This is a genomic window from Achromobacter sp. F4_2707 (genome assembly GCF_047501535.1).
Taxonomy (GTDB): Bacteria; Pseudomonadota; Gammaproteobacteria; order Burkholderiales; family Burkholderiaceae_B; genus Yanghanlia.
Window position 1 is genome coordinate 346840 of the sequence record NZ_JAZDRJ010000001.1, and the last position, 19669, is coordinate 366508.

At 57.6% G+C, this 19669-nt stretch carries 17 protein-coding genes; 6 read left to right on the top strand and 11 right to left on the bottom strand.

The genetic code is table 11. The features are described from left to right. Positions 1-68: 68 nt before the first annotated feature. Positions 69-1592, bottom strand: a complete 1524-nt coding sequence (locus VRY85_RS01710) for a CoA-acylating methylmalonate-semialdehyde dehydrogenase (RefSeq protein ID WP_414596864.1) — start codon at positions 1590-1592, stop codon at positions 69-71. A gap of 168 nt (positions 1593-1760) precedes the next feature. On the opposite strand from VRY85_RS01710, the gene VRY85_RS01715 reads away from it, so the two are divergent. Both VRY85_RS01715 and VRY85_RS01720 read left to right on the top strand, forming a co-directional pair. Continuing rightward, positions 1761-2693: a LysR substrate-binding domain-containing protein gene (locus VRY85_RS01715; protein ID WP_414596865.1), complete on the top strand. Its 933-nt coding sequence runs from the start codon at positions 1761-1763 to the stop codon at positions 2691-2693. Positions 2694-2798: 105 nt separating this feature from the next. Beyond that, complete coding sequence (locus tag VRY85_RS01720) at positions 2799-3989, top strand: multidrug effflux MFS transporter (RefSeq protein ID WP_414596866.1); 1191 nt, start codon at positions 2799-2801, stop codon at positions 3987-3989. 96 nt (positions 3990-4085) lie between these two features. Here the strand turns inward: VRY85_RS01720 and VRY85_RS01725 are convergent, their stop codons facing one another. Together VRY85_RS01725 and VRY85_RS01730 are read right to left on the bottom strand one after the other, a co-directional pair. Next, the gene (locus VRY85_RS01725) at positions 4086-4787 is read right to left on the bottom strand and encodes a nitroreductase (RefSeq protein ID WP_414596867.1); all 702 of its coding nucleotides are present in this window, start codon (positions 4785-4787) and stop codon (positions 4086-4088) included. A gap of 63 nt (positions 4788-4850) precedes the next feature. Next, on the bottom strand, positions 4851-5798 hold the full coding sequence (locus VRY85_RS01730; protein WP_414596868.1) for a LysR substrate-binding domain-containing protein: 948 nt from the start codon (positions 5796-5798) through the stop codon (positions 4851-4853). A gap of 133 nt (positions 5799-5931) precedes the next feature. Here VRY85_RS01730 and VRY85_RS01735 point away from each other — a divergent pair, with 133 nt between their 5' ends. The 3 genes from VRY85_RS01735 (at position 5932) to VRY85_RS01745 (ending at position 9638) form a co-directional block, all read left to right on the top strand. Continuing rightward, entirely contained in the window at positions 5932-6924 is a 993-nt protein-coding gene (locus tag VRY85_RS01735) for a Bug family tripartite tricarboxylate transporter substrate binding protein (protein WP_414596869.1), read from the top strand. Positions 6925-6956: 32 nt separating this feature from the next. Next, a complete protein-coding gene (locus VRY85_RS01740; RefSeq protein ID WP_414596917.1) occupies positions 6957-8513 on the top strand; it encodes an acetolactate synthase large subunit in 1557 nt (518 codons plus the stop codon). A 102-nt stretch (positions 8514-8615) separates the two neighbouring features. After that, the gene (locus tag VRY85_RS01745; RefSeq protein WP_414596870.1) at positions 8616-9638 is read left to right on the top strand and encodes an META domain-containing protein; all 1023 of its coding nucleotides are present in this window, start codon (positions 8616-8618) and stop codon (positions 9636-9638) included. Positions 9639-9747: 109 nt separating this feature from the next. On the opposite strand, the gene VRY85_RS01750 is transcribed toward VRY85_RS01745, so the two are convergent. Next, complete coding sequence (locus VRY85_RS01750; protein ID WP_414596871.1) at positions 9748-11085, bottom strand: MATE family efflux transporter; 1338 nt, start codon at positions 11083-11085, stop codon at positions 9748-9750. A gap of 219 nt (positions 11086-11304) precedes the next feature. Here VRY85_RS01750 and VRY85_RS01755 point away from each other — a divergent pair, with 219 nt between their 5' ends. Continuing rightward, positions 11305-12831: an amidase gene (locus VRY85_RS01755; RefSeq protein WP_414596872.1), complete on the top strand. Its 1527-nt coding sequence runs from the start codon at positions 11305-11307 to the stop codon at positions 12829-12831. Between the two features lie 116 nt (positions 12832-12947). On the opposite strand, the gene VRY85_RS01760 is transcribed toward VRY85_RS01755, so the two are convergent. From VRY85_RS01760 to VRY85_RS01790, 7 genes are all read right to left on the bottom strand, one after another. After that, positions 12948-13697: a class I SAM-dependent methyltransferase gene (locus VRY85_RS01760; protein WP_414596873.1), complete on the bottom strand. Its 750-nt coding sequence runs from the start codon at positions 13695-13697 to the stop codon at positions 12948-12950. A gap of 139 nt (positions 13698-13836) precedes the next feature. Next, on the bottom strand, positions 13837-14160 hold the full coding sequence (locus VRY85_RS01765) for a hypothetical protein (protein ID WP_414596874.1): 324 nt from the start codon (positions 14158-14160) through the stop codon (positions 13837-13839). A 225-nt stretch (positions 14161-14385) separates the two neighbouring features. Beyond that, positions 14386-15624: a hypothetical protein gene (locus VRY85_RS01770; protein ID WP_414596875.1), complete on the bottom strand. Its 1239-nt coding sequence runs from the start codon at positions 15622-15624 to the stop codon at positions 14386-14388. Positions 15625-15635: 11 nt separating this feature from the next. Continuing rightward, the gene (locus VRY85_RS01775; RefSeq protein ID WP_414596876.1) at positions 15636-17054 is read right to left on the bottom strand and encodes a DUF6844 domain-containing protein; all 1419 of its coding nucleotides are present in this window, start codon (positions 17052-17054) and stop codon (positions 15636-15638) included. Positions 17055-17060: 6 nt separating this feature from the next. After that, positions 17061-17681, bottom strand: coding sequence for a penicillin-binding protein activator LpoB (locus VRY85_RS01780; RefSeq protein WP_414596877.1), 621 nt, complete (start codon positions 17679-17681; stop codon positions 17061-17063). A gap of 20 nt (positions 17682-17701) precedes the next feature. Next, positions 17702-18139 (bottom strand): hypothetical protein, encoded by a 438-nt coding sequence (locus tag VRY85_RS01785; RefSeq protein WP_414596878.1) that lies wholly within the window; start codon positions 18137-18139, stop codon positions 17702-17704. Further along, complete coding sequence (locus VRY85_RS01790; RefSeq protein WP_414596879.1) at positions 18126-19622, bottom strand: COG3014 family protein; 1497 nt, start codon at positions 19620-19622, stop codon at positions 18126-18128. The genes VRY85_RS01785 and VRY85_RS01790 overlap by 14 nt, the downstream gene beginning before the upstream one ends. Positions 19623-19669: the final 47 nt, after the last annotated feature.

The following is a 19669-nucleotide window of genomic DNA, read 5'->3' on the forward strand; positions in this document are numbered from 1 at the left end:
CGTTCTGACAGAAACGGCGGGTGTCGCTAGTGCGGCACCCGCCGTGGGTTTTGCGAAAATGGCGAGGCTTACTTCGCGGTAGGCATCACGAATTCAGCGCCTTTGGCAATGCTGTCGGGCCAGCGTTGCATAATGCTTTTCTGGCGGGTGTAAAAGCGCACGCCTTCTTCCCCGTAAGCATGCATGTCGCCGAACAGGCTGGCTTTCCAGCCGCCAAAGCCATGCCAGGCCATGGGTACGGGAATGGGGACGTTTACGCCCACCATGCCGACCTCAATGCGGCGGCCGAACTCACGTGCTACACCGCCGTCGCGGGTGAAAAGGCTGACGCCGTTAGCGTATTGGTGTTTGTTGATCAGTTCCACCGCATCGGCGAAGTTGGCGACACGCACGCAGGACAATACCGGGCCGAAAATCTCTTCCTTGTAGATACTCATCTCGGGGGTGACATGGTCGAATAGCGTTCCGCCCATCCAGAAGCCGCCTTCGCAACCTTCTCCGGTGGTGCTGGCATCAAAATCACGGCCATCCACGACCAGCGTGGCGCCTTCCTTCACGCCCTTCTCGATGTAACCGGTGATGCGCTCGTGTGCGCCGGCATGCACGATGGGGCCCATTTCGGCTTCCAGATTCATGCCGTCCATGACCTTGAGTGCGCGGGCCCGTTCAGCCAGCACCGGCACCAGACGGTCGCCGACATCGCCAACCAGCACGGCAACCGAAATCGCCATGCAGCGCTCGCCGGCTGAGCCATATCCCGCCCCGATCAGGGCGTCGGCGACTTGTTCCAAGTCGGCGTCAGGCATGACGACCATGTGGTTTTTTGCGCCGCCCAGGGCCTGTACACGCTTGCCATGGCGGGCGCCGGTTTCGTAGATGTAGTTGGCGATGGGAGTGGAACCCACAAACGATACCGCCTTGATGTCCGGGTGGTGCAAAATGGCCTCGACCGCTTCCTTGTCACCTTGAACAACGTTAAATACCCCATCAGGCAAGCCTGCCTGTTTAAGTAAATCGGCCAACATTAAGGAAGCGGATGGGTCGATAGGGCTGGGCTTGAGAATGAAGCAATTGCCTGCTGCGATGGCCAGGGGGAACATCCACATGGGCACCATGGCCGGGAAGTTGAAGGGCGTAATGCCCGCCACTACGCCCAGCGGCTGACGCAGCGTCCAGTTATCCATGCCGGTGGAAACCTGATCGGTGAAATCGGATTTCAGCAGTTGGGGGATGCCGCAGGCAAATTCCACAATATCAATGCCTCGGGCCACTTCGCCTTGTGCATCGGTGAAAACCTTGCCGTGCTCTAGGGTGATGCAGCGCGCAAGTTCGTCTTTGTGCGTGTTGAGCAGCTCCAGGAAGCGAAACATCACGCGCGCCCGACGGATGGGGGGCGTATCGGCCCAGGCGGGGAAGGCGGCTTTAGCGGCTTGTACCGCCGCCTCTACTTCACCGGCGCCCGCCAAGGCCACATAGCGGCTGACTTGGCCGGTGGCCGGGTTGTAGACAGGGCTGTTGCGCTGCGAGTTCCCAGTGGTAGGCGTACCTGCGATCCAATGGCCTACGTCAGTTTGTTGAGCAAGATTATCCATGCATTCCTCCGATATTCAGATAGGTGAACCCTTGAGCCGGCAATCAGGATGACCTAGAGCGCTCAGGGCGGCGTGTCTTTTCCACCCAGTCTATTGCAGACAAGCCGGTTGCATCTACGGGGTAGTATTCAATACAGTGTTCAATAATTTCTACGAATGGATAGGCTTATGCGCACAGGATCTGCGACACCTTTTTCGGATATGCATCTGCTCACGGTGCTGGCAGACACTCAAAGTTTTGTGAAGGCAGCGGAACGTCTGGGAATTTCCCGCTCATCGGCCAGCATGCGGATTGTTGCGCTGGAAAAAGCGGTGGGCGTGCCGCTGGTTCGACGTTCGACCCGGCGTGTGTCCCTGACTGAGGCCGGCCAGCAGCTTGTTGATGAAGTCGCTCCTGCTTTTGAGCGTATAACGTCCAGCTTCCATGCCGCGCACGATTTGACGGGAGTACCGCGGGGCGCCTTGCGCGTTACTGCACCTGTGGCTCTGGGGCGCCAGCATATCAGCCCTTCACTGGGCGACTTCCTGCTGCGCTATCCGGAAGTCCGTTTGGAGCTGGAACTGACCGACCGCCTCGTTAATCTGGCGCATGAAGGTTTTGATCTTGCCATCCGCCACGCACGGCATATCCCGGACGACTACGTGGTCTGGGAGCTCGCGCGCAGTGAGTCGGTGTTGGTGGCCAGCGAAGCGTATCTGACTCGTCGTGGGCGGCCGCTGCATCCCGTAGATTTATCCGAACACGACTGTGCTTTGTACACAGGCAGCCCCCGCAGCCTGGCGTTTCTGCGCGGAGAGTCTGGTGATGCCCCCGTGTATGTGGACGTCCTGCCCCGTTTCACGGCCAATAACAGCGAGATCCTGCGTGATGTGGTGCTATCTGGGGCTGGCCTGGGGTTGCTGCCGGATTTCAGCTTGAGCGGCGGTGACGGGCGGCAGTTACAGCGGGTACTGCCGGATTGGAATGTGCAGGGCTATTTCGGCGACCACATCATTGCGGTGCGCCCGTTCTCGCCCAGCGTGCCGTTGGCGGTGCACTGTTTGGTGGATCACTTACGGGCCGTATTCAGCCGTTCGAGGGATGGTGTTTATCCAAAGTAGATCTGCCGGCTAGTTGGGTCAGACTGGGGAGATTGCAGGCCGCCGCGTGGTAACATGGATTGACCCCTCGCCTGGCCCTGGCGCAACCGCAGTCCGAATGTCTGAATGTCCAATATCCGCGTCTTGACCCTGATGCTTGCAGGCTTGGCAATGCTTGGTCCGTTTGCCATCGATACCTACCTGCCGGCTTTCAATAAGATAGCGGACGATTTTGGCGTAGAAACCGTACTCATGCAGCACACGCTCAGTGTTTATTTGCTGAGTTTTGCGTTCATGAGTCTTTTCTGGGGCACGCTGTCCGATACCTTCGGCCGTCGCCCCGTCATCATCGCAGGGCTGGTCATTTTTCTGATCGGCTCAGTGGGCTCGGCCTTCGCGCCCTCCTATGGCTGGTTATTGTTCTTTCGTGGTTTACAAGGGTGTTCTGCGGGCGCCGGGCGCATTGTGGGACAGGCCCTTGCACGCGACCGCTATCAGGGCGCTGAAGCGCAACGGCTGTTTGCGAATATCGCCATGGTTTTTGGTTTGGCGCCAGCGATTGCGCCGATTGTGGGCGGCTACCTCAGCGCCTATGTGGGCTGGCGTTCTATCTTTGTCCTTCTCACTTTGCTCACCTTGCTGCTGATTGCAGCCAGTTGGCGTTACCTGCCGGAAACCCTGCCGGCCAAGGCACGTCAGCCCATTGATTTGCGAGCCATCCTGCGCAATTACTTCCATGTGGTGCGCAATACCCGTTTTCTCCTTGCGATCACTGCGGTGGGGTTGGCGTTCTCGGGGTTCGGCCTGTATATCGCTTCGGCCGCCCGCTTCATTCTAGACATATTGCAGTTGCCGGAAACCGCTTTCGGCTGGCTGTTTGTGCCGTTTATCATCGGCACCATCAGCGGCTCCATGCTGAGCTCGCGCCTTGCGGGGAAGGTGGACGCTGCCAAGCTGATCTTGATCGGCCAAGGCATTATGGGGCTGGGGGCACTGAGCAATGTTCTCTACAACACGTTTTTTGTCGCTACCGTGCCATGGGCGGTTATCCCCATCACCGTTTACGGCTTTGGAATGTCCACCGCGTTGCCTGGTATGACGGTGGTTACGCTGAGCATGTTTCCCCGCCTGCGCGGCATGGCGTCATCGGTGCAAAGCACCATGCAGATGCTGGTGTTTGCAACCGTGGCGGGTTTTGTAGCGCCGCTTTTGTTTGGCAGCGCCTTGTTGCTGGCCTGCGGCACCGTGGGCAGTGCGGTTCTGTGCGCCGTGCTGTGGCAACTCAGTGAGCGGATGGGCAGGCGTACCGTTCAATGAGGAGGTAAAGGCAACGACGTCTGGGAGTCGCCCAATCTGCCGATCGTTGCCCGAACCTCTTTGCATGCCATGCCGCAATCGACGGCGCCAGTGGGCTTAGTCGCGGTGATACGTGACGAACTCGTCCAGCGTCATTCTGTCGGGCTGGAATTCGTTCACTTTCTGGCTAGTGTCTTCATAGCCGATCGCAATATCGCATACGACGATTTTGTCGTCGCCAATGCCGAGCTGTTCCTTAACGATGGCAGAGTAATTCGCAATGGCGGCTTGGGGGCAGGTATGCAGACCGTATCCGCGCGCGCCAATCATGATGTTCTGCAGGAACATGCCGTAGTCCAGCCAACTGCCTGTTTGCAGGTCCTTGTCTATGGTGAACACCAGGACGACCGGGGCGTCGAAAAATTCGTAATTGCGACCATGTTGGCGCGAGGCGGCTTCGCGATCACCTTTCTCGATACCCAGCAGGTTGTACAGGCCCCAACCGGTGGCGCGACGCCGTTCGATATAGGGTGTACGCCAGGTCAACGGGTAATACTGGTATTCCCGTTCCGCCGGTTGTCCCGCTTCGTGGGCGGCTAACAAGGCAGCTGAAAGCCGGTCGCGGGCCGCGCCTGACACCACATGCACTTGCCAGGGCTGTACATTGCTGCCGCTGGGTGCCATGCCTGCCGCCAGCAGCAGCTCATCAAGCAGTGCGGGGTCGACAGGTTTGGGCAGAAAAGCCCGGACGCTTTTTCGGGAAGTGATGGCTTCAAGTACGGGTGAGCGTACAGGGATGGTGCTTGTTGAATCTTTCATGTGTGACGAAGGTGTTGGATGAATGGATGCGTCAGCATACTGCAGATAGGTGGATTTTCCGATTCACGTTCGCGATGGAGAACCGGCTGCGGGGGCAATCGCTGCTCTTCGTTCCCGCAGGTAATGAGCATGGCGCCTGACAAGGGTGGCAAAGAAGTCAGCAGTCGCCAGTAACGGCGTATCGTCCCGTTTCAACAGGCAAATACTATGAGCGGGCAAAGGGTCGAGCAGGGGTAGGGCGCGTAGCAGGGGCTTAAACGCGGGTTGCTCAACGATGAGCCGTGGCAATATGCAGAGGATATCGCTATTCAGAAGCAGGTTCTGCAATGTCCAGTTCAGATCACACTGCACCACTCTGGCAGGAGGGGGCAGCTGTTGCTTCTTGAACGCCTTCAGGATCGCAGTGCCAGGACCATCTTCTACAGCGCCTGTAAGTGCCCACGTGGCGTGTTGCAGGTCGGCCAACCGCTTTGTGGCAGCAAGCGGGTGGCCATGGCGACAGGCTACGACTAAGTCGACATCGAACAGATGCTCAGACTGTATGCCGGGTTCCGTCTTGTCCACTGGTGCGGCGAGAATAGACATGTCCATCTGGCCTTGCCTGAGCGGTGCGACATGGTCGTAGTACAAGCCCCCCACCAAGGCGATACGTACATTCGGATACCTGCGCTGGAACTCGTTGACCACCTCTGGAATGAAAGTCGCACCTGGGCTGGGCCCAACGCCAACGGTGATCATGCCTTCCTGCTTGCCCCTGCGTTGGGCAATGTCTTCTGCTGCGCGCTGAGATTGCGAGACGATCAGCTGCGCATGCGCCAGAAGAGCAGTGCCATATTCCGTGAGCCGGGTGCCACGAGCATGCCTTTCTACCAACCGCACATGAAGTTCATCTTCCAGCGCCCGAAGGCTTTTTGCCAAAGCGGGGCCGGTTACACCGCGGCTGCGTGCTGCGGCCCGTAGGCTACCGGCTTCAGCGAGAGCGATGAAGTCCCGAAGTTGTTGGAGAGTCATAGGCGGCGCAGGGGCTGACTGAATACTAAAAGTAATCGCTAGTGCTTCCAAGCTTACCATGGGGTTTATGACAAGCCTTACCATATTGAAAGGCAGGCAGACACTGCATCGTTAAGTAAATCCAGGAGACGACATGCTGAAAACTCAACTTCACTCGGTAACCCGCAAAGTGTTCGCGGCAGCGGCCATCAGCCTGTTTGGCATGATGTCTGCACCCGCCATGGGTAATACCTATCCTCAGAAACCCATCACAATCGTGGCGCCCTTTCCTCCCGGTGGAGCAGTTGACCTGTTAGCCCGCGTCGTGGGCGAGCATTTGAGCGCCGAACTGGGGCAGACGGTAGCCGTAGAGAACAAAGCGGGTGCAGGGACGGTCATTGGTGCGACCTATGTCGCCCGGTCACGTCCGGATGGCTACACCCTTTTGTTGGCGACAAACACGACGATGGTCACCAACCGTTTCCTGTTTAAGGAACTGAGCTATGAGCCCGATGCGTTCGAGCCCGTAGGCATGCTGGGGCAGGTTCCCATGGTGCTGATCACCAGCAAAAAAAGCGAGTTTGACAGTTTTGAGGCAATGATCGACTTGGCTAAGAAGCGCCCAGGCGATCTCACCATGGCGTCGGTAGGTATGGGCACCACTTCGCATCTAGCCCTGGAAAACCTCAAACAGATGGGCAATGTCGATGTGACCCACGTTCCTTTTAACGGGATTGCGCAGGTGCTTCCAGCGTTGGTGAATGGTGACGTCGATGGTTTCTTCGATACGGTTTCGACCGGCATGAAACATGTGCAAAGCGGCCATGTTAATGCGGTGGCCCTGACGAGCGCAGACAGAGTGAAGGCGTATCCCGAACTGAAAACCATTGCCGAAATGGGTTACCCGAATTTCGATATGAGCATCTGGTTCAGCTTGGTGGCTCCCGCGGGGACGCCGGACGACGTGTTGAAGACCTTGCGAGATGCTTTGCGTGTCGTATCAACAAAGGAAAGTTATCTGGAAAAGCTGAGCTTTTCCAATATTGAACCGACCGATACCGATCCGCAGTTCCTGAAAGATCAGATCGCCAAGGAAGCTCAGGTGATCAAGGTTTTGGTTGAAAACTCGGAAATTGAACAGCGCTAAGCGCTTGCAGGGCGAATCAGGAAGGATAGATGATGAATGGTGCGGATATTCTGTGTGACACCCTGTTGGCGCACGATGTGGATGTGTGCTTTACCAACCCGGGTACGTCGGAAATGCACTTTGTGGCGGCCCTCGATAAGAAAGAAGGGATGCGCTGTGTGTTGGGCCTGTTCGAGGGGGTGGTGACTGGTGCGGCGGACGGCTATGGGCGCATGGCAGATAAGCCCGCTGCCACCCTGTTGCACCTCGGGCCAGGGCTGGCAAATGGTTTGGCCAGCCTGCACAACGCCCGGCGTGCCGAAACTCCGATTCTGAATATTGTGGGCGACCATGCGGTTGGCCACTTGCAGCATGATTCGCCCTTGACCAGTGATATAGACAGCTTGGCGCGGCCGATGTCCAGCATGGTGAGGCGGGTGCGTAGCGCCGATGAGGTTTCCACCGCTACTGTGGAGGCCATTGAGGCGACGCGGGCAGGGGCGGGCGCGATTGCAACCCTGATTTTGCCGGCTGACGCATCATGGAGCCCGGCTCCTCCAACAGTGCGTCGGGCACGGCTCCCGCAGCGCACTGCTGTGTGTGACAACGCACTTAAACATGCCGCTGATTTGCTGCGTAATGGCAAGAGTACTTTGTTGCTGCTGGGGGGAAAGGCGTTGCGTAGCGGAGCGCTTGCAGCAGCCGACCGGATCGCGCAAGTGACGGGGGCCGAACTGATGACACCCACAGCGAACGCCAGAATTGAACGTGGCCGGGGAAGGGTGGCGATTGACCGGCTGCCATTCAATGTGGACCAAGCAGTGCAAAGAATGGCCGGGTTCAAACAGGTTATTTTGGTCGGGGCGCCGTCGCCATCAATTTTCTTCGCTTATCCCGGTAAACCGGGGACCCCTTTGGCTGATGGTTGCGAAGTTTTTGCACTGACGCGGGCCTCAGACGATTTGCAGCAAGCCTTGGAATCGCTTGCGGATCTGTTAGGAGCGCAGGCTCTGCAGGCGCGTCAGGAAAGCGGTGAGCCGAAACTGGCGCTGCCTTCAGGGGCGGTGGATGAATTCTCTGGCACCACCGTGATTCAGACCATTGCTGCGCTAGCGCCGGATAACGCCATTATTTGTGATGAGTCAGTATCGGCGGGAAGATTGATGTATGGTGCGTTGTCGCAGGCCGCTCCGCATGATTATCTGCAACTGACCGGAGGCGCAATCGGGTTTGGCATTCCCGTAGCAGCGGGTGCCGCGATCGCCTGCCCCGATCGTAAGTTGATCTTGATGCAGGCAGACGGCAGCGGAATGTACAACATTCAAGGCTTGTGGACTCATGCGCGCGAACAGCTCGATATCGTGACGGTTATTTTCGCCAACCACAGCTATGCCGTCCTTCACAACGAGTTGCGTATGGTTGGCGCGGGCGAAGCGGGGCGTAACGCACGCCGTATGCTGGACATCGTTGATCCAAAATTCAACTGGGTGTCTATGGCCGACGCCGCAGGCATTGAAGCGGCCCGCGTGGCGGATTTAGACACATTTATTGATGTATTTAAAACGGCGCTGGCCAGAAAAGGCCCGTTCTTGATTGAGGTGTCCCTGTAAAGGGGGGGCGGTGCAGCCCCTGCATTTTAGGATTCAGGGCGCTGTGCTCTATAGTGCGGTGTGGCTAAGCTTTAGCCTGCAAACCACCCACTGGAGCACAGTATGCAATCCAATCAGTCCTTCCCTATCCGTGCACTCAGAGGTCGACATCAACGGTTGCGCGATACCGGTTGCGCCGTTGCTTTGAGCGCCATCCTCCTTTCTGGCGCAGGAGTTGGTGTGGCCAATGCCCAACCGCACAGCGGTTTGCAGCTAAGCGAAATCAATGAGGCGAGCCACCCTTACAGCACTTGGAATTGCGCCAGGCAGCCCATCAAGACGCGCATGGTGGGCCGGTCACTGGAAGTCCGGGTGGGTGAAGAAAGCCGTTTTCTGCTGCCTGCCGTATCGGCTTCGGGGGCGCGCTACGTGGCGCCGGGTGATGCCGATACTGAATTCTGGAGCAAGGGCGGGCAAGCCAATGTCACATGGTCGGGTGTTGCATTACCCATCTGCGCACAAGAGGGCACGCTTGTCACGCCAGTGCGAGCCAGCGGAAACGAACCGTTTTGGTCTATTGATTACGATGGCTGGCAAATTACGCTGAGTGAGCCCGGCCGGCCTGAGCAACAATTCACCCAGGTCGAGCAAAGTCCCAGTGCTTATGGTTGGACGTTGCAAACCACAGAAGGCCGGCCTTCCGTGCGAGTCAACATCACCGAGGCCGTTTGCCAGGACAATATGAGCGGGCAGCTCTACCCTTACACAGTGACTTTGAACATGAACGAACAGACGCATCAAGGGTGTGGCGGCGACCCGGCACGGTTGCTACAGGGTGCAACCTGGCAATTGAAAACTGTGGGTGAAACGGCTGTGACGGTAGCCGCGCACTTGGAGTTTCTTGCTGACAATCGTCTGGCGGGCTCTGACGGCTGCAATCGTCTTATGGGGCGTTACGAGCTCAGCGGTGAAGGCATCCGGTTTTCTCAACTGGCGGGCACACGCATGGCGTGCGCACCCGAAATCATGAAGCAAGCCGATACGATAGGGCGGTTGTTAGCCGATGTGCATCGTTTCGCTTTCGATGATTCCGGCGCTCTGCTGCTGGAAACGAGTGCGGACACTTTGCGCTTAGTGGCGGAATAACAGTTTCGGCGTAGGGGCCTCACGCCTCGCAGTCGTTGTTGCTCTTGCTTTAGGCAAAGTGGGCCGCGCTCACCATCGCCTTCAAAGCGCAGGCACGGGGCAATCCGCCTTAGCTTCTTGCTGAGTTCAGTGGCGCAGTGACAGCCGGTCGTAAAGATAAGGCCAGGCTCACACCGCGCAGGGCGTTGAAAATCAGGAATGACAGCCACAGGCCATGGTTGCCCAGCCATGGCAGCAGAGCGAGCGACAGGGCCAGAAAGGCCAGCGAACACCCCAACATGACCAGCATTAAAGGCCGGGTGCGGGTCGCGCCCATGAAAACGCCGTCGTACAAGTAGGCGGGCATGGAGATTAAGGGGGCGAGAATGGCCCAGGCTAGATACTGTTTGGCCAGCGTTCTGATGTCGGGCTGGTCGGTCAGCAGGTCGATCAATTGGGTTCCCGCTACGGCATAGACCAGTGCATACAACAATGAGCCTAACAAACCCCAGGCCATGCACACGCGAATTACCCGCGTCAGCCGCTTTGTGTCGCGCCGGCCCACTGCAGAACCCGTCAGGGTTTCGGCTGCGTGCGCGAAGCCATCCAAACCATACGATGTGAAGCTCAAGAAGTTCAGCAAAATGGCGTTGGCCGCCAGCAAGGCATCGCCTTGGCGGGCGCCCAGATGGGTGAACCATGCCATGGTGGCCAACAGACAGGCAGTACGAATAAAAATATGGCTGTTGATCTGAATCAGCCGGCGCATGGCTGCGGTTTCAATCAGTTCGGCCCATTGTGTTCTGTCAATTTGCGTGCGATAGCTGCGCCAAATCAGCCAGGCACCCACGGCCGTGCCGCTGATATCCGCGACTGCTGTCGCCCGGCCTATTCCACTCACTCCCCACCCCAAGCCATGGACAAAACTTAAGACTGCAACCAGATTCACCAAGTTGATGAGTATCTGAATGGCCAGGGCGACGCGCACGCGTTGGCAGCCGAGCAGCCAACCGAGAATGACATAATTAATTAGCGCAAAGGGGGCAGACCACACACGGCCTTGCGCATACAAGTGCGCTTGTTCTGCTGCTTCCGCCGAGGCGCCCAGCAAGGTCAGGCCCCCATGGATCAATGGCTGCTGGAGCAACAGAATCATCAGCCCCAGGCCGCCGGCCATCAGCACGCCGCGACTTATTGTCAACAGCACGGACTCTGTTTTTCCGGCGCCAAAATATTGGGCGACCACACCGGTTGTCCCCATGCGCAGAAAGCCGAAAGCCCAGAATATGAGGTTGAACAGCAGGCTGCCCAGCGCCACGCCTGCCAAGTGTTGCGCACCAGGCAGATGGCCGGCGACGGCGGTATCAACGGCCGACATCAAAGGCTGTGTCAGATTGGCCAGAATGATGGGTATGGCCAGGAACAGGACTTGGCGGTAGCTGAGGTCGGACGACGAGGTGGAGCTCATGAGGTGTGGTGCAAATGCTTTGGAACGGAGCCGGAAAACCGAGCTGGACGGAAGCCAGGAGGATGGCATGCCGTCAATCATGTGGTGCCTATTGTGCCTTACTGCGCATCAGTTGTTTGATAAGGCAAATAATTTTTATATGATGTCGGACAGGCGCCTCCACGAACTCTTCCCAATTACCCGGCCGCAGCCTTCGGTCGGAAAATATGTGAGCCCAATATGAAAAACCGTGAATTGCTCAGCCTTTCAGCAGTAGAGATGCGTCGCCAGATCGGCGCGCGCACGATTTCGGTACCCGAGTTGGTGGATGCCTGTATCGAACGCATAGAAGCTGTGAATCCGGCTGTCAACGCGGTCACGGCAACGTGCTTTGAGCGCGCTCGTGAAGAAGCCCAGACAGCGCAGCGGCAGGTGATGCAGGGTGAACCGCTGGGCCTGCTGCACGGCCTGCCACTGGGTGTCAAAGATCTCGAAGAGACGGCAGGGTTGTTGTCCACTTACGGTTCGCCACGCTTCCGGGGCCATATTCCGGCTCATGACAATAGTTTTGTCGCCAGTTTGCGCCGTGCCGGTGCAATTGTGCTGGGCAAGACCAATGTGCCTGAAATGGGCGCCGGTGCAAATAGCCGCAACCCAGTCTGGGGGGCGACCGGCAACCCGTTCAACCCCAGCCTTAATGCCGGAGGCTCCTCAGGCGGTTCGGCAGTCGCGTTAGCACTGGACATGATGCCGGTCTGCACGGGCTCTGATACCGGTGGTTCTTTGCGTATTCCGGCAGCCTTGAACGGGGTAGTGGGTTTCAGGCCGTCGCCCGGACTGGTACCGGTGGATCGCCGCCAATTGGGCTGGACGCCCATCTCTGTTGTCGGCCCTATGGGCCGTAATGTGGAAGATACCTGCCTGCAATTAGCCGCCACCATTGGGCTGGATGACCGCGACCCCCTCTCGTATTTGCCTCAAGCCACCGGCGCGGTTTTTTCGCAGCCTCACCATGTTGATCTGGCCTCTTTGCGCGTCGGCTATACCGAAGATTTTGGCGTATGCCCGGTGGATGATGGTATTCGCCAGGTGTTTCGCGAACGCATTGAAGCGATCCGCCATTTGTTCCGTAGTTGTGAGCGCGTAGAACCGGACATGGCCGAAGCCGACCGTTGTTTCGATGTGGTGCGCGCCATGGGTTTTGTGGCCGGCTTTAAAGAAGCTTATGAGAACGAGCCGGAATTACTTGGCCCCAATATCCGTGCAAATTACGAGATGGGTGCGGGAATGTCGATGGCTGACGCCGCCTGGGCTCATCTTGAGCAAACCAAGATTTTTCGTAATTTCCAGCAGCTTTATAACGATGTTGATATCGTGATTTCACCCACCACGCCGGTATCGCCATTCCCCTGGACGCAGCTTTACCTAGATGAAATAAACGGCCAGAAAACCCGCAATTATTACCATTGGCTGGGCCTGACGTATGTGATTACTCTGGTGACCAACCCGACGATTTCCTTGCCCTGCGGCGTCGACCAAAACGGCATGCCTTTTGGCTTACAGATTGTGGGGCGGCATCGCGGTGATTTTGCCTTGTTGAATATTGCTTACAGCCTGGAAGCCGCGTTTGCCGCCAACCCGGCGACTGCCCGGCCGCTTCCCGATTTACAGGCTTTGCTTACGCCGCGCCCCGAACTGCAGTCCATCGTCACCCACCCGCCTATTTATGGTGGTGAGGCAGGGGCCGAAGCGCACGCGCCGGTATAACGGATAGGAAGACAGCTGGCCCGATAACACGGGCCTGCTGCAGGCTATGCGGGGTGTGGCGGGCTTGGGTCGTTCCCTCAACTGCGACCAATTTCGTGCCTATGGCAGGCAGGTTGCTAACTTTCTTGCACTGAGTGCAGTTTGTTGTTTTTGAAATTCAGTGTGAAATACGTCAGCGGTGCGGCGGCGTCAGCCTGAATATCGAGTTCCAGGCGGTTACCCTCAAGCTTGGCGTTTTTCAGTTGCACCGCCTGGCCCGCCTTCCAGACGTCGGCTTCGACTTCCTGGAATTTTTGGCGAAGTTCCATACGATAAGGGGTGCCGTCCCAGCCTTCCCATTCCCACGTGCCGGCGATCTGGGCAGGCACCACCCACTTGTATATTTTTACCCCACTCAGTTCGAGCAGTTCGTCAGGCTTCCAGTCTCCCATGCTGAATGCGTGAGACACAATGCGGGTGCCTGGGCGCAATTCGTTAAGGAGGCGAGGCCGCAGTTGAAGATTGACGGAATCCAGCAGGTAGAGGGTGACGACGGTTGCTGCGCTGATGTCGGCGGTGAAGATGCTGTCTTCGATAAAGTCGACCATATATTCAACGCGCGTCAGGCCTGCGTATTCCATGGCGTCGGCGATTCTGTATGGGTCGATTTCTATACCAATGCTACGGGTGTTGTAATGCCGGGCTGCGGCGACGACGATGCGGCCATCGCCTGCGCCCAAGTCATAGAGCAGGTCTTGCGGGCCGACGCCCGCCAGTTCCAGCATGGCCTTGATCACGCCTTCGTCGGTAGGGACAAAGGGGACGTCCAGGAAAGCATCCTGTTCCAGGGAATAGTTGTCAGGGTCGTCGACCAGATCTCTGAACAAAGCTTATACCTGCAAAGAAGGTTAGATGTTGGATAGCGAATCGCCGCCGTGTTGTGGCGGAGAAGCTCTGGCCGAGAAGGCCGGAGCGCTACGTGGTTACTGAACAACCGTTGATCGATTATAGGGGAGAGCAGGCTGTTCAGCGGCGATGTCGATGGTTGCGGCTATGTGAGCGGCGGTCGTGGCGGCCTTTGGCGCTATGGCGCGACCGCCCATTATTGTCCCATTTTTGCGAGTGCCGCCTATCGTCGCTGGTCAGGATATTTCCCAGCAAGCCGCCGGCGGCGGCGCCACCGATTGTGTAGCCGACGTCGCCGCCCGAGACGACAGCTCCGGCCGCTGCTCCGAGCCCGGCTCCCATCAGGGTGTTGTTGGCTCTTCGGTCGTGGTGCGTGGCACAGCCTGCCATAACCAAGGCCAGCAGGCTGATGGAAGCCAGTTTGATCACGCGTGTTTTGAACATGAGGTGTGCTCCGGTTGCTTAAGATGTGCTTGAGGTTAAGCAACAGAAGCGAGGGCTGCCAGCGCTTTAGCCTGCTTTGCAGGCGTTTGAAATAATTACGCGCAGCCCATGCTTTTCTGTAACGGTTTAGCAGTCATTTGCCACGGGTTTGTGACCAGCAGCCTGTGTGCAGGCTGCGCGGTTCACCATTGCCCCTTGTTATTTTTATTAAGGGGCATGGCTGGCTCAATTGTTCAGGAAGGCATCCTTGCGGGAAGGCTCCTGGGGAGCGCGCCTGGGTGATGCAGCGCGTTTAGGTGGGGCGGGCTTCTTGACTGCTTTGCGCAGAATGTAGCTGCCATCGGCTTCCAGGTTGCCAGAGGACATTTTCAAGTAAGAGAACTTGGGTTTGACTTCGGTAACCGTGCCCACGCCGACCTCGACCTCCATTGAGCCCAGTGATTCGCCGCTTTGCGGGTCGATGAGTTCCTCGCCTTCCAGGAATACGGCGTAGGTTTCGCCCTTGGAAACTGCGCCTTCACCCCTATTGATAATGGCGGTGTCCCCCATGGCTTTGACAACCCGCATGGGGTAGATGCTGGCAACCATTTCGCTGACGAGTTTATCAGCGGCATTGCTGATGAGCTTGGACAGTGCGCCCGCCCCTACGTGGCTGACGCCGGGGTAGGTGGCGCCAAATTTTTGTGTGCCGGACCACTTTAGCTTGCGTGACGCGAACTCAATAATCTTGACCTGCAGGGTGCCGCTGACCGAGCTTTTAACTAATTCTTCACCCGTCATGCGGATGACTTCCCGGTTGTTGTTGCTGATACCCAGGCTGGTCAGTTCGGCAATGACGATGTAATCGGCCCCGCTGGCTTGAGAAAGGCGAGCCAGTTCGGCAACGGCTGCATCGCCTCCGAGAATGAAGTCTTTTTCGTTTTCGAAAATATCCTCGTTGTCCCGGTTAAGTACGTCGAAGCGCCTTGACCCAACGATGGCGTCGCTGACCGTCTGCCTGAGCAGGCTTCCGTATTGTTTATGGCTTCCGACCACAACGATGCTGCGCCGGTTGGTGTCTGCACCCATGCGCTCAAACTTCGCGTAACGCAAAGTGACGACGGCTTCCCAGCCCGCTTCCGACAGGGCATAGGCATCGTCGACGCTATAGCCAAGAATGGGAGCGTTTACCGGGCTGCGCAACACTTTGACGATATTGGAATTGAGCGCGGTGACCATCAACGTGTCTTCCTCGCCGTTCGCCAAGATATCGGTGGCAAGGTTGGTGGATTCCATGCTCGCTTGCAGGTCAACGCCGAAGGCCTGCCCCGCTGCGTTCACCAAAGCAGATTGAATCGCTGCCTCGCGCGTCAGGCCGGTACCTTCGGCGGTGAGGCTGGCCTCGGTTACCTGGGCTGCCACCTGCGCGGGCAGGCCGGCGCCCAGAGCCAGAACGAAAGCAAAGACAGCAAATAGCTGGTTCATGGTCGGCCCCTTCAAAAGTCACTCTTATCGTTGACCATCCGTGAAGAGCGCGATTGGTCGACTGCCGTGCCTGGGGTGTTTTGCTTGCTTGTAGTCGCTTGGTTGCGGCCTTGCGCATCAATGGCGTTGGCGTTATCAAGCTGCCCGTATGTCCAGGCCACTACCGAGCCAACGTGCAGAACACCGTTTTCGTCTTTTTCTTCCCAGCGCTTTACAACCGTTGTGCCGCGCAGGTCGCCTTGAGCGGTTGCCCGGCCTGACCGGGTAAAGGTGCTGATCGCTTCGGAGATTTGCCTGCGGGTGTCTTCGACATCGCTCTTCTTGCCCGCATCGAAATAAGTGATGCGTTCCAACTGCTCTTCTTCGACGGCGCCGATGGAATCGGTTTGTTCCACCTGGATGTTGGTGTTCATGAACTCGACAATGCTGCTTTCAGCCAAGCTCTGGGCTTGTTGCGTCGCGTTCTGCCGTGCTTGGAAGGCGCGAGAAGGGCCCCAGTCTGGGGCGATGGAGACGGACGTCCGGCCATAAGACAGCAGCATGGGGCGGCCTTGCTCATCGTAGGTGAAGCGCAGGCCGATTTCGTCCAGATAGCCTTTGGAGTCGGCGGGCAGCAGGTCGCTGAGCGAGCGAGGGTTACCGGTGACCAGAGACGGACGCTTGCGGCTGATATCGCGGGCAAATTGCTGGGTTTTGTCCGAACGCACGGCGATCACGCCGACGATGACAACTTTGCCGTTGGGAGAGTCTTCGGTAAAGATGCGGGTCTGTACGGGTACCAAGCCCTGCATGCTGTGCACCGCCCGTTTGACGGTGTTCTTGTGCAGGTTGTTCTTGTAGAGCGTTTTTTTCTGGTCTACCGACATACGCTGGACTTCTTCAGCCGGTACGCCGTCCTCAATCAGCTGATCGTCCAGATTTTTTTCCGTTAAGGATTGCAAGGCTTTGTCCAGCCATTGGGCCAGGCGACTGCCGCCAGCCTGTATGACATCGAGTTCGGCTTCGGGGAAGTCATCGCGATTGCTGGAGTCGTCCTGAAACTGGCTGCGGACGGATTCGACCTTGAGCCGCCCGTAGTTCTGCATGACGAAGTCGGCACGCATGTCGAACATGGCCTGCTCATAGGCCAGTGCCAATTGCCTGCCGAAATGGGCATCTAGGGGGCTGCCGATGACTGCCGCTTGGCCCACGAAAAAACTGCGGCCGCCTTCGGCAATACCGATGGGCTGAAACTGTCGTTCAAATTCGCTTACCCAGTCAGAGAAAGTGATGCCGGCTGTGCTGTTGTCGGCTGAGGCTGGGGTGGCGGCTTCCACTACGCTTTCTGGAGTGGTGGGCGTGACCAGTTGGTCGTCGGGGACCTGTGCATGCAAGGGGGCGACGGCCAAGCAAGAAAGCAAGGCCAAACGATAAGCGTGTTTCTTCATCATGACGAGTTACCAAGCGAAGTTCTTGTTTGAGCCAAGCTTTTCAATAGGCACGAATGCCTGGAAGATCTCCAGACCCGTGTCGCGTTCTACTACCCGGAAGTCGAACTCGTATTCAAGCTGTTGTTGGCGGTTATCCATGCCTACCAGTGTGCGCTGGCGGATAGCGCCCAGCATCTCCAGGTCGGGAGCCACGACGGTGCCATTGCGTGCAACGGTGGATTGGTCAAACATTCTGGATTTGCTCAGTTGGCGGGAATCAGCGACAAAACTGGTGCGTTCGCGGCCAGTGGCGCCTGTGAAGATGAATTCGCCCGACTGCATCATGGCGCGCTTCATACGAGATGTCATGCTGGCCGTATCGATGCGATAGGTAGTGTCGTTGATCACTTCACCCATTTGTACGACCCAGCGGCCTTTTTTCGGCTTGTTGAGCGCGAAGGGCGACTCAAGAAATTCCTGCACCGCCTGCTTGGCGGCATATTCGAAGTCAACGCTTTGCAGGCCGAACGATACGAAACCGGGCTTGCCTGTACGGCTGAGTTCAGCATTGGGGTTAGAGCTGGTTGGCATGGTCTCGCAACCCACTAGCGCGACGGATGTGAGAATCAGGACGGCGATTTTTTTCATGATGGTGTTTCCTGAGGAATTCAATCTACGACATAGATGCGCAGAGCCGCATGCGCCGCGTCGCGATGCATGGCGGTGGACTGTACGATTTCCTGGCGCTGCGGGTTGAGAACAAGCCCTTGGACGCCGGGGCTGCCGACCTTGATGTGGCGCCCGCAGAGGTCGGTCCAATCCACGGTGTAGCGAACCTTGATGATGTTGGGGTGGAAGTCGGGAGAGCGCCGGGCATGCCGGACAGAGAACTGCACGGCCTTCATGCCGTTGCTCAGCGTGATGAGAGTCGGGTTCTCGACGACTGCGCCTTTGTGGGAGGCTTCATCTTGAACAGTGAAAGGAGATTGCTGGACGGCGGCAGTGTCGCAAGTGACGACGCGAGGTGTCGTTACGCCTTGCGCCTGTGCAGTAGACCAGGCGCCCAACGTCACAGCGAATGCGAGCAGGAGCTTAAGTTTTTTCATTGGGTGTTCCTGGGGTAGCGAGCAGGGATGCCGGCATAACGGGGGTCGTGGCCGGCAGGGTTTGCTGATAGATGGCCGGCGAGCCGAGCGTGCCGTGGGCTTTCACCAGAACCAGGGTGTTGACGTCCTTAGGCAGATCAAGCGTCTCGAGCACCTGGCCGCCGGGGCTTTTCAGGAGTAGCTTGCCGTCTTTGGGGCGGTCAACGACGGACATCTGAATCGTGTTGGGTAGATTGACCCAGGAACGCGTGTCTGCGCGAGTCAGTGCCGCCTGGCCCAAGCCGGCGCCGATTTTGATCAGAGCGCCCAGCAGGGGGCTGGCATGCTGGTCTGCCTGATTGTTGATGGCGACCTGTGCTGTGGTTTTGATAATGGTGGAAATGACCGCTTTGGCGACAATCCCTTTGTAGGCGGCATCGAACTCAAGGGCCGCCAAAGCATTGATGTCGGTCAGCGTGGAGGTTTCTCCGGCTGCCTTACCCTCGCCGATGCTCAGGTGCCCGAAGGCCGCCTGCCCAGGGACGAACTGTGGCAGGGCGATACCTGTGTAGGTCACGTTGCTGCTTACCAGGAAGAGAGGCAGGTCAATACGGAACTCGTTGAAACTGGGGCCGATGCCGTCTTCATAGACAACAATGACTTTATTTTTGAGTGCGCCTTTCCCCTGGCGTAATTCGCGATCAAGGTAAGTAATCATGGCGCTGCCGCCCTTGGTTGCGCTAGCCTCACGGGCGCTCTTGAGCATGTCACGGCTCAGGTTGGAGCTTTTATCCGCTTTTGCTGCGGATGTGGAGCGAAATACTGCGCTCATGACGTCGCCGGAGGCCAAACGGATTTTGGAATGGCTGAGCCCGGCGGGCAGGTCTTTAATACCGTCTGCGATTTTCGGGCCGACTTCACCCAGGCTCTTGGTGGCGCCTTCGTTGCTGTCGTCCTGCAAGCCTTTCTTGACGGCGCCGTTTACGCTTTCTGCGTAAGCGCCTAGCTGCCGGACGGCATTGCTTTGGCGCACTTGCAGGCGGTTGAAATCGACACGCGCGTCGTCTTCACGGCCCAACATCAGGTGGTTGATGGCCTGGTAATAGTCAATCAGCGAGCCTTGGTGGATTTTCCCCTGGTAAGAGCCAAAGGCGTCGCTAGTAAGGGTTGTGCCGAGTAAGTTGGCGACTTCCTCAGGTGTGTCGACGGTGTCTTCCTTCCATGCCAGCATTTTGCTTGCAGCATCGAATGCATCACGACTGAGTTCCCACATCCCCGCGTCATTGAACGCTTTTCCTGCTTCCAGGGAGTCAAGCAGTGAGGTGGGATCGTAGGTGGGTTGCCCCTTGCTATCCAGGTACCGAGCGGCATAGGCTTGGTAGTCTGAAGTGGAGAGCATGGAGAGCGCGGATTCTTTGTCGACAGTTCGTGTGCCCGCGCAGCCGGCCAACGCGATAACAAGGGCGCACAGGCCTAACCAACGGCCCCATAAAGGCGTGTTCATTTTTGTCCCCCCCTTCTTTAATTTTTTTGAACCTTATTGTGGTGTTG

Bases quoted from the DNA above. Each gene is read 5' to 3' on its own strand.
- VRY85_RS01725 (WP_414596867.1), bottom strand. From the start codon at position 4,787: ATGAAAGATTCAACAAGCACCATCCCTGTACGCTCACCCGTACTTGAA.
- VRY85_RS01770 (WP_414596875.1), bottom strand. From the start codon at position 15,624: ATGAACCAGCTATTTGCTGTCTTTGCTTTCGTTCTGGCTCTGGGCGCC.
- VRY85_RS01755 (WP_414596872.1), top strand. From the start codon at position 11,305: ATGAAAAACCGTGAATTGCTCAGCCTTTCAGCAGTAGAGATGCGTCGC.
- VRY85_RS01715 (WP_414596865.1), top strand. From the start codon at position 1,761: ATGCGCACAGGATCTGCGACACCTTTTTCGGATATGCATCTGCTCACG.
- VRY85_RS01780 (WP_414596877.1), bottom strand. From the start codon at position 17,681: ATGAAAAAAATCGCCGTCCTGATTCTCACATCCGTCGCGCTAGTGGGT.
- VRY85_RS01745 (WP_414596870.1), top strand. From the start codon at position 8,616: ATGCAATCCAATCAGTCCTTCCCTATCCGTGCACTCAGAGGTCGACAT.
- VRY85_RS01735 (WP_414596869.1), top strand. From the start codon at position 5,932: ATGCTGAAAACTCAACTTCACTCGGTAACCCGCAAAGTGTTCGCGGCA.
- VRY85_RS01775 (WP_414596876.1), bottom strand. From the start codon at position 17,054: ATGATGAAGAAACACGCTTATCGTTTGGCCTTGCTTTCTTGCTTGGCC.
- VRY85_RS01720 (WP_414596866.1), top strand. From the start codon at position 2,799: ATGTCCAATATCCGCGTCTTGACCCTGATGCTTGCAGGCTTGGCAATG.
- VRY85_RS01785 (WP_414596878.1), bottom strand. From the start codon at position 18,139: ATGAAAAAACTTAAGCTCCTGCTCGCATTCGCTGTGACGTTGGGCGCC.
- VRY85_RS01730 (WP_414596868.1), bottom strand. From the start codon at position 5,798: ATGACTCTCCAACAACTTCGGGACTTCATCGCTCTCGCTGAAGCCGGT.
- VRY85_RS01790 (WP_414596879.1), bottom strand. From the start codon at position 19,622: ATGAACACGCCTTTATGGGGCCGTTGGTTAGGCCTGTGCGCCCTTGTT.
- VRY85_RS01750 (WP_414596871.1), bottom strand. From the start codon at position 11,085: ATGAGCTCCACCTCGTCGTCCGACCTCAGCTACCGCCAAGTCCTGTTC.
- VRY85_RS01710 (WP_414596864.1), bottom strand. From the start codon at position 1,592: ATGGATAATCTTGCTCAACAAACTGACGTAGGCCATTGGATCGCAGGT.
- VRY85_RS01740 (WP_414596917.1), top strand. From the start codon at position 6,957: ATGAATGGTGCGGATATTCTGTGTGACACCCTGTTGGCGCACGATGTG.
- VRY85_RS01765 (WP_414596874.1), bottom strand. From the start codon at position 14,160: ATGTTCAAAACACGCGTGATCAAACTGGCTTCCATCAGCCTGCTGGCC.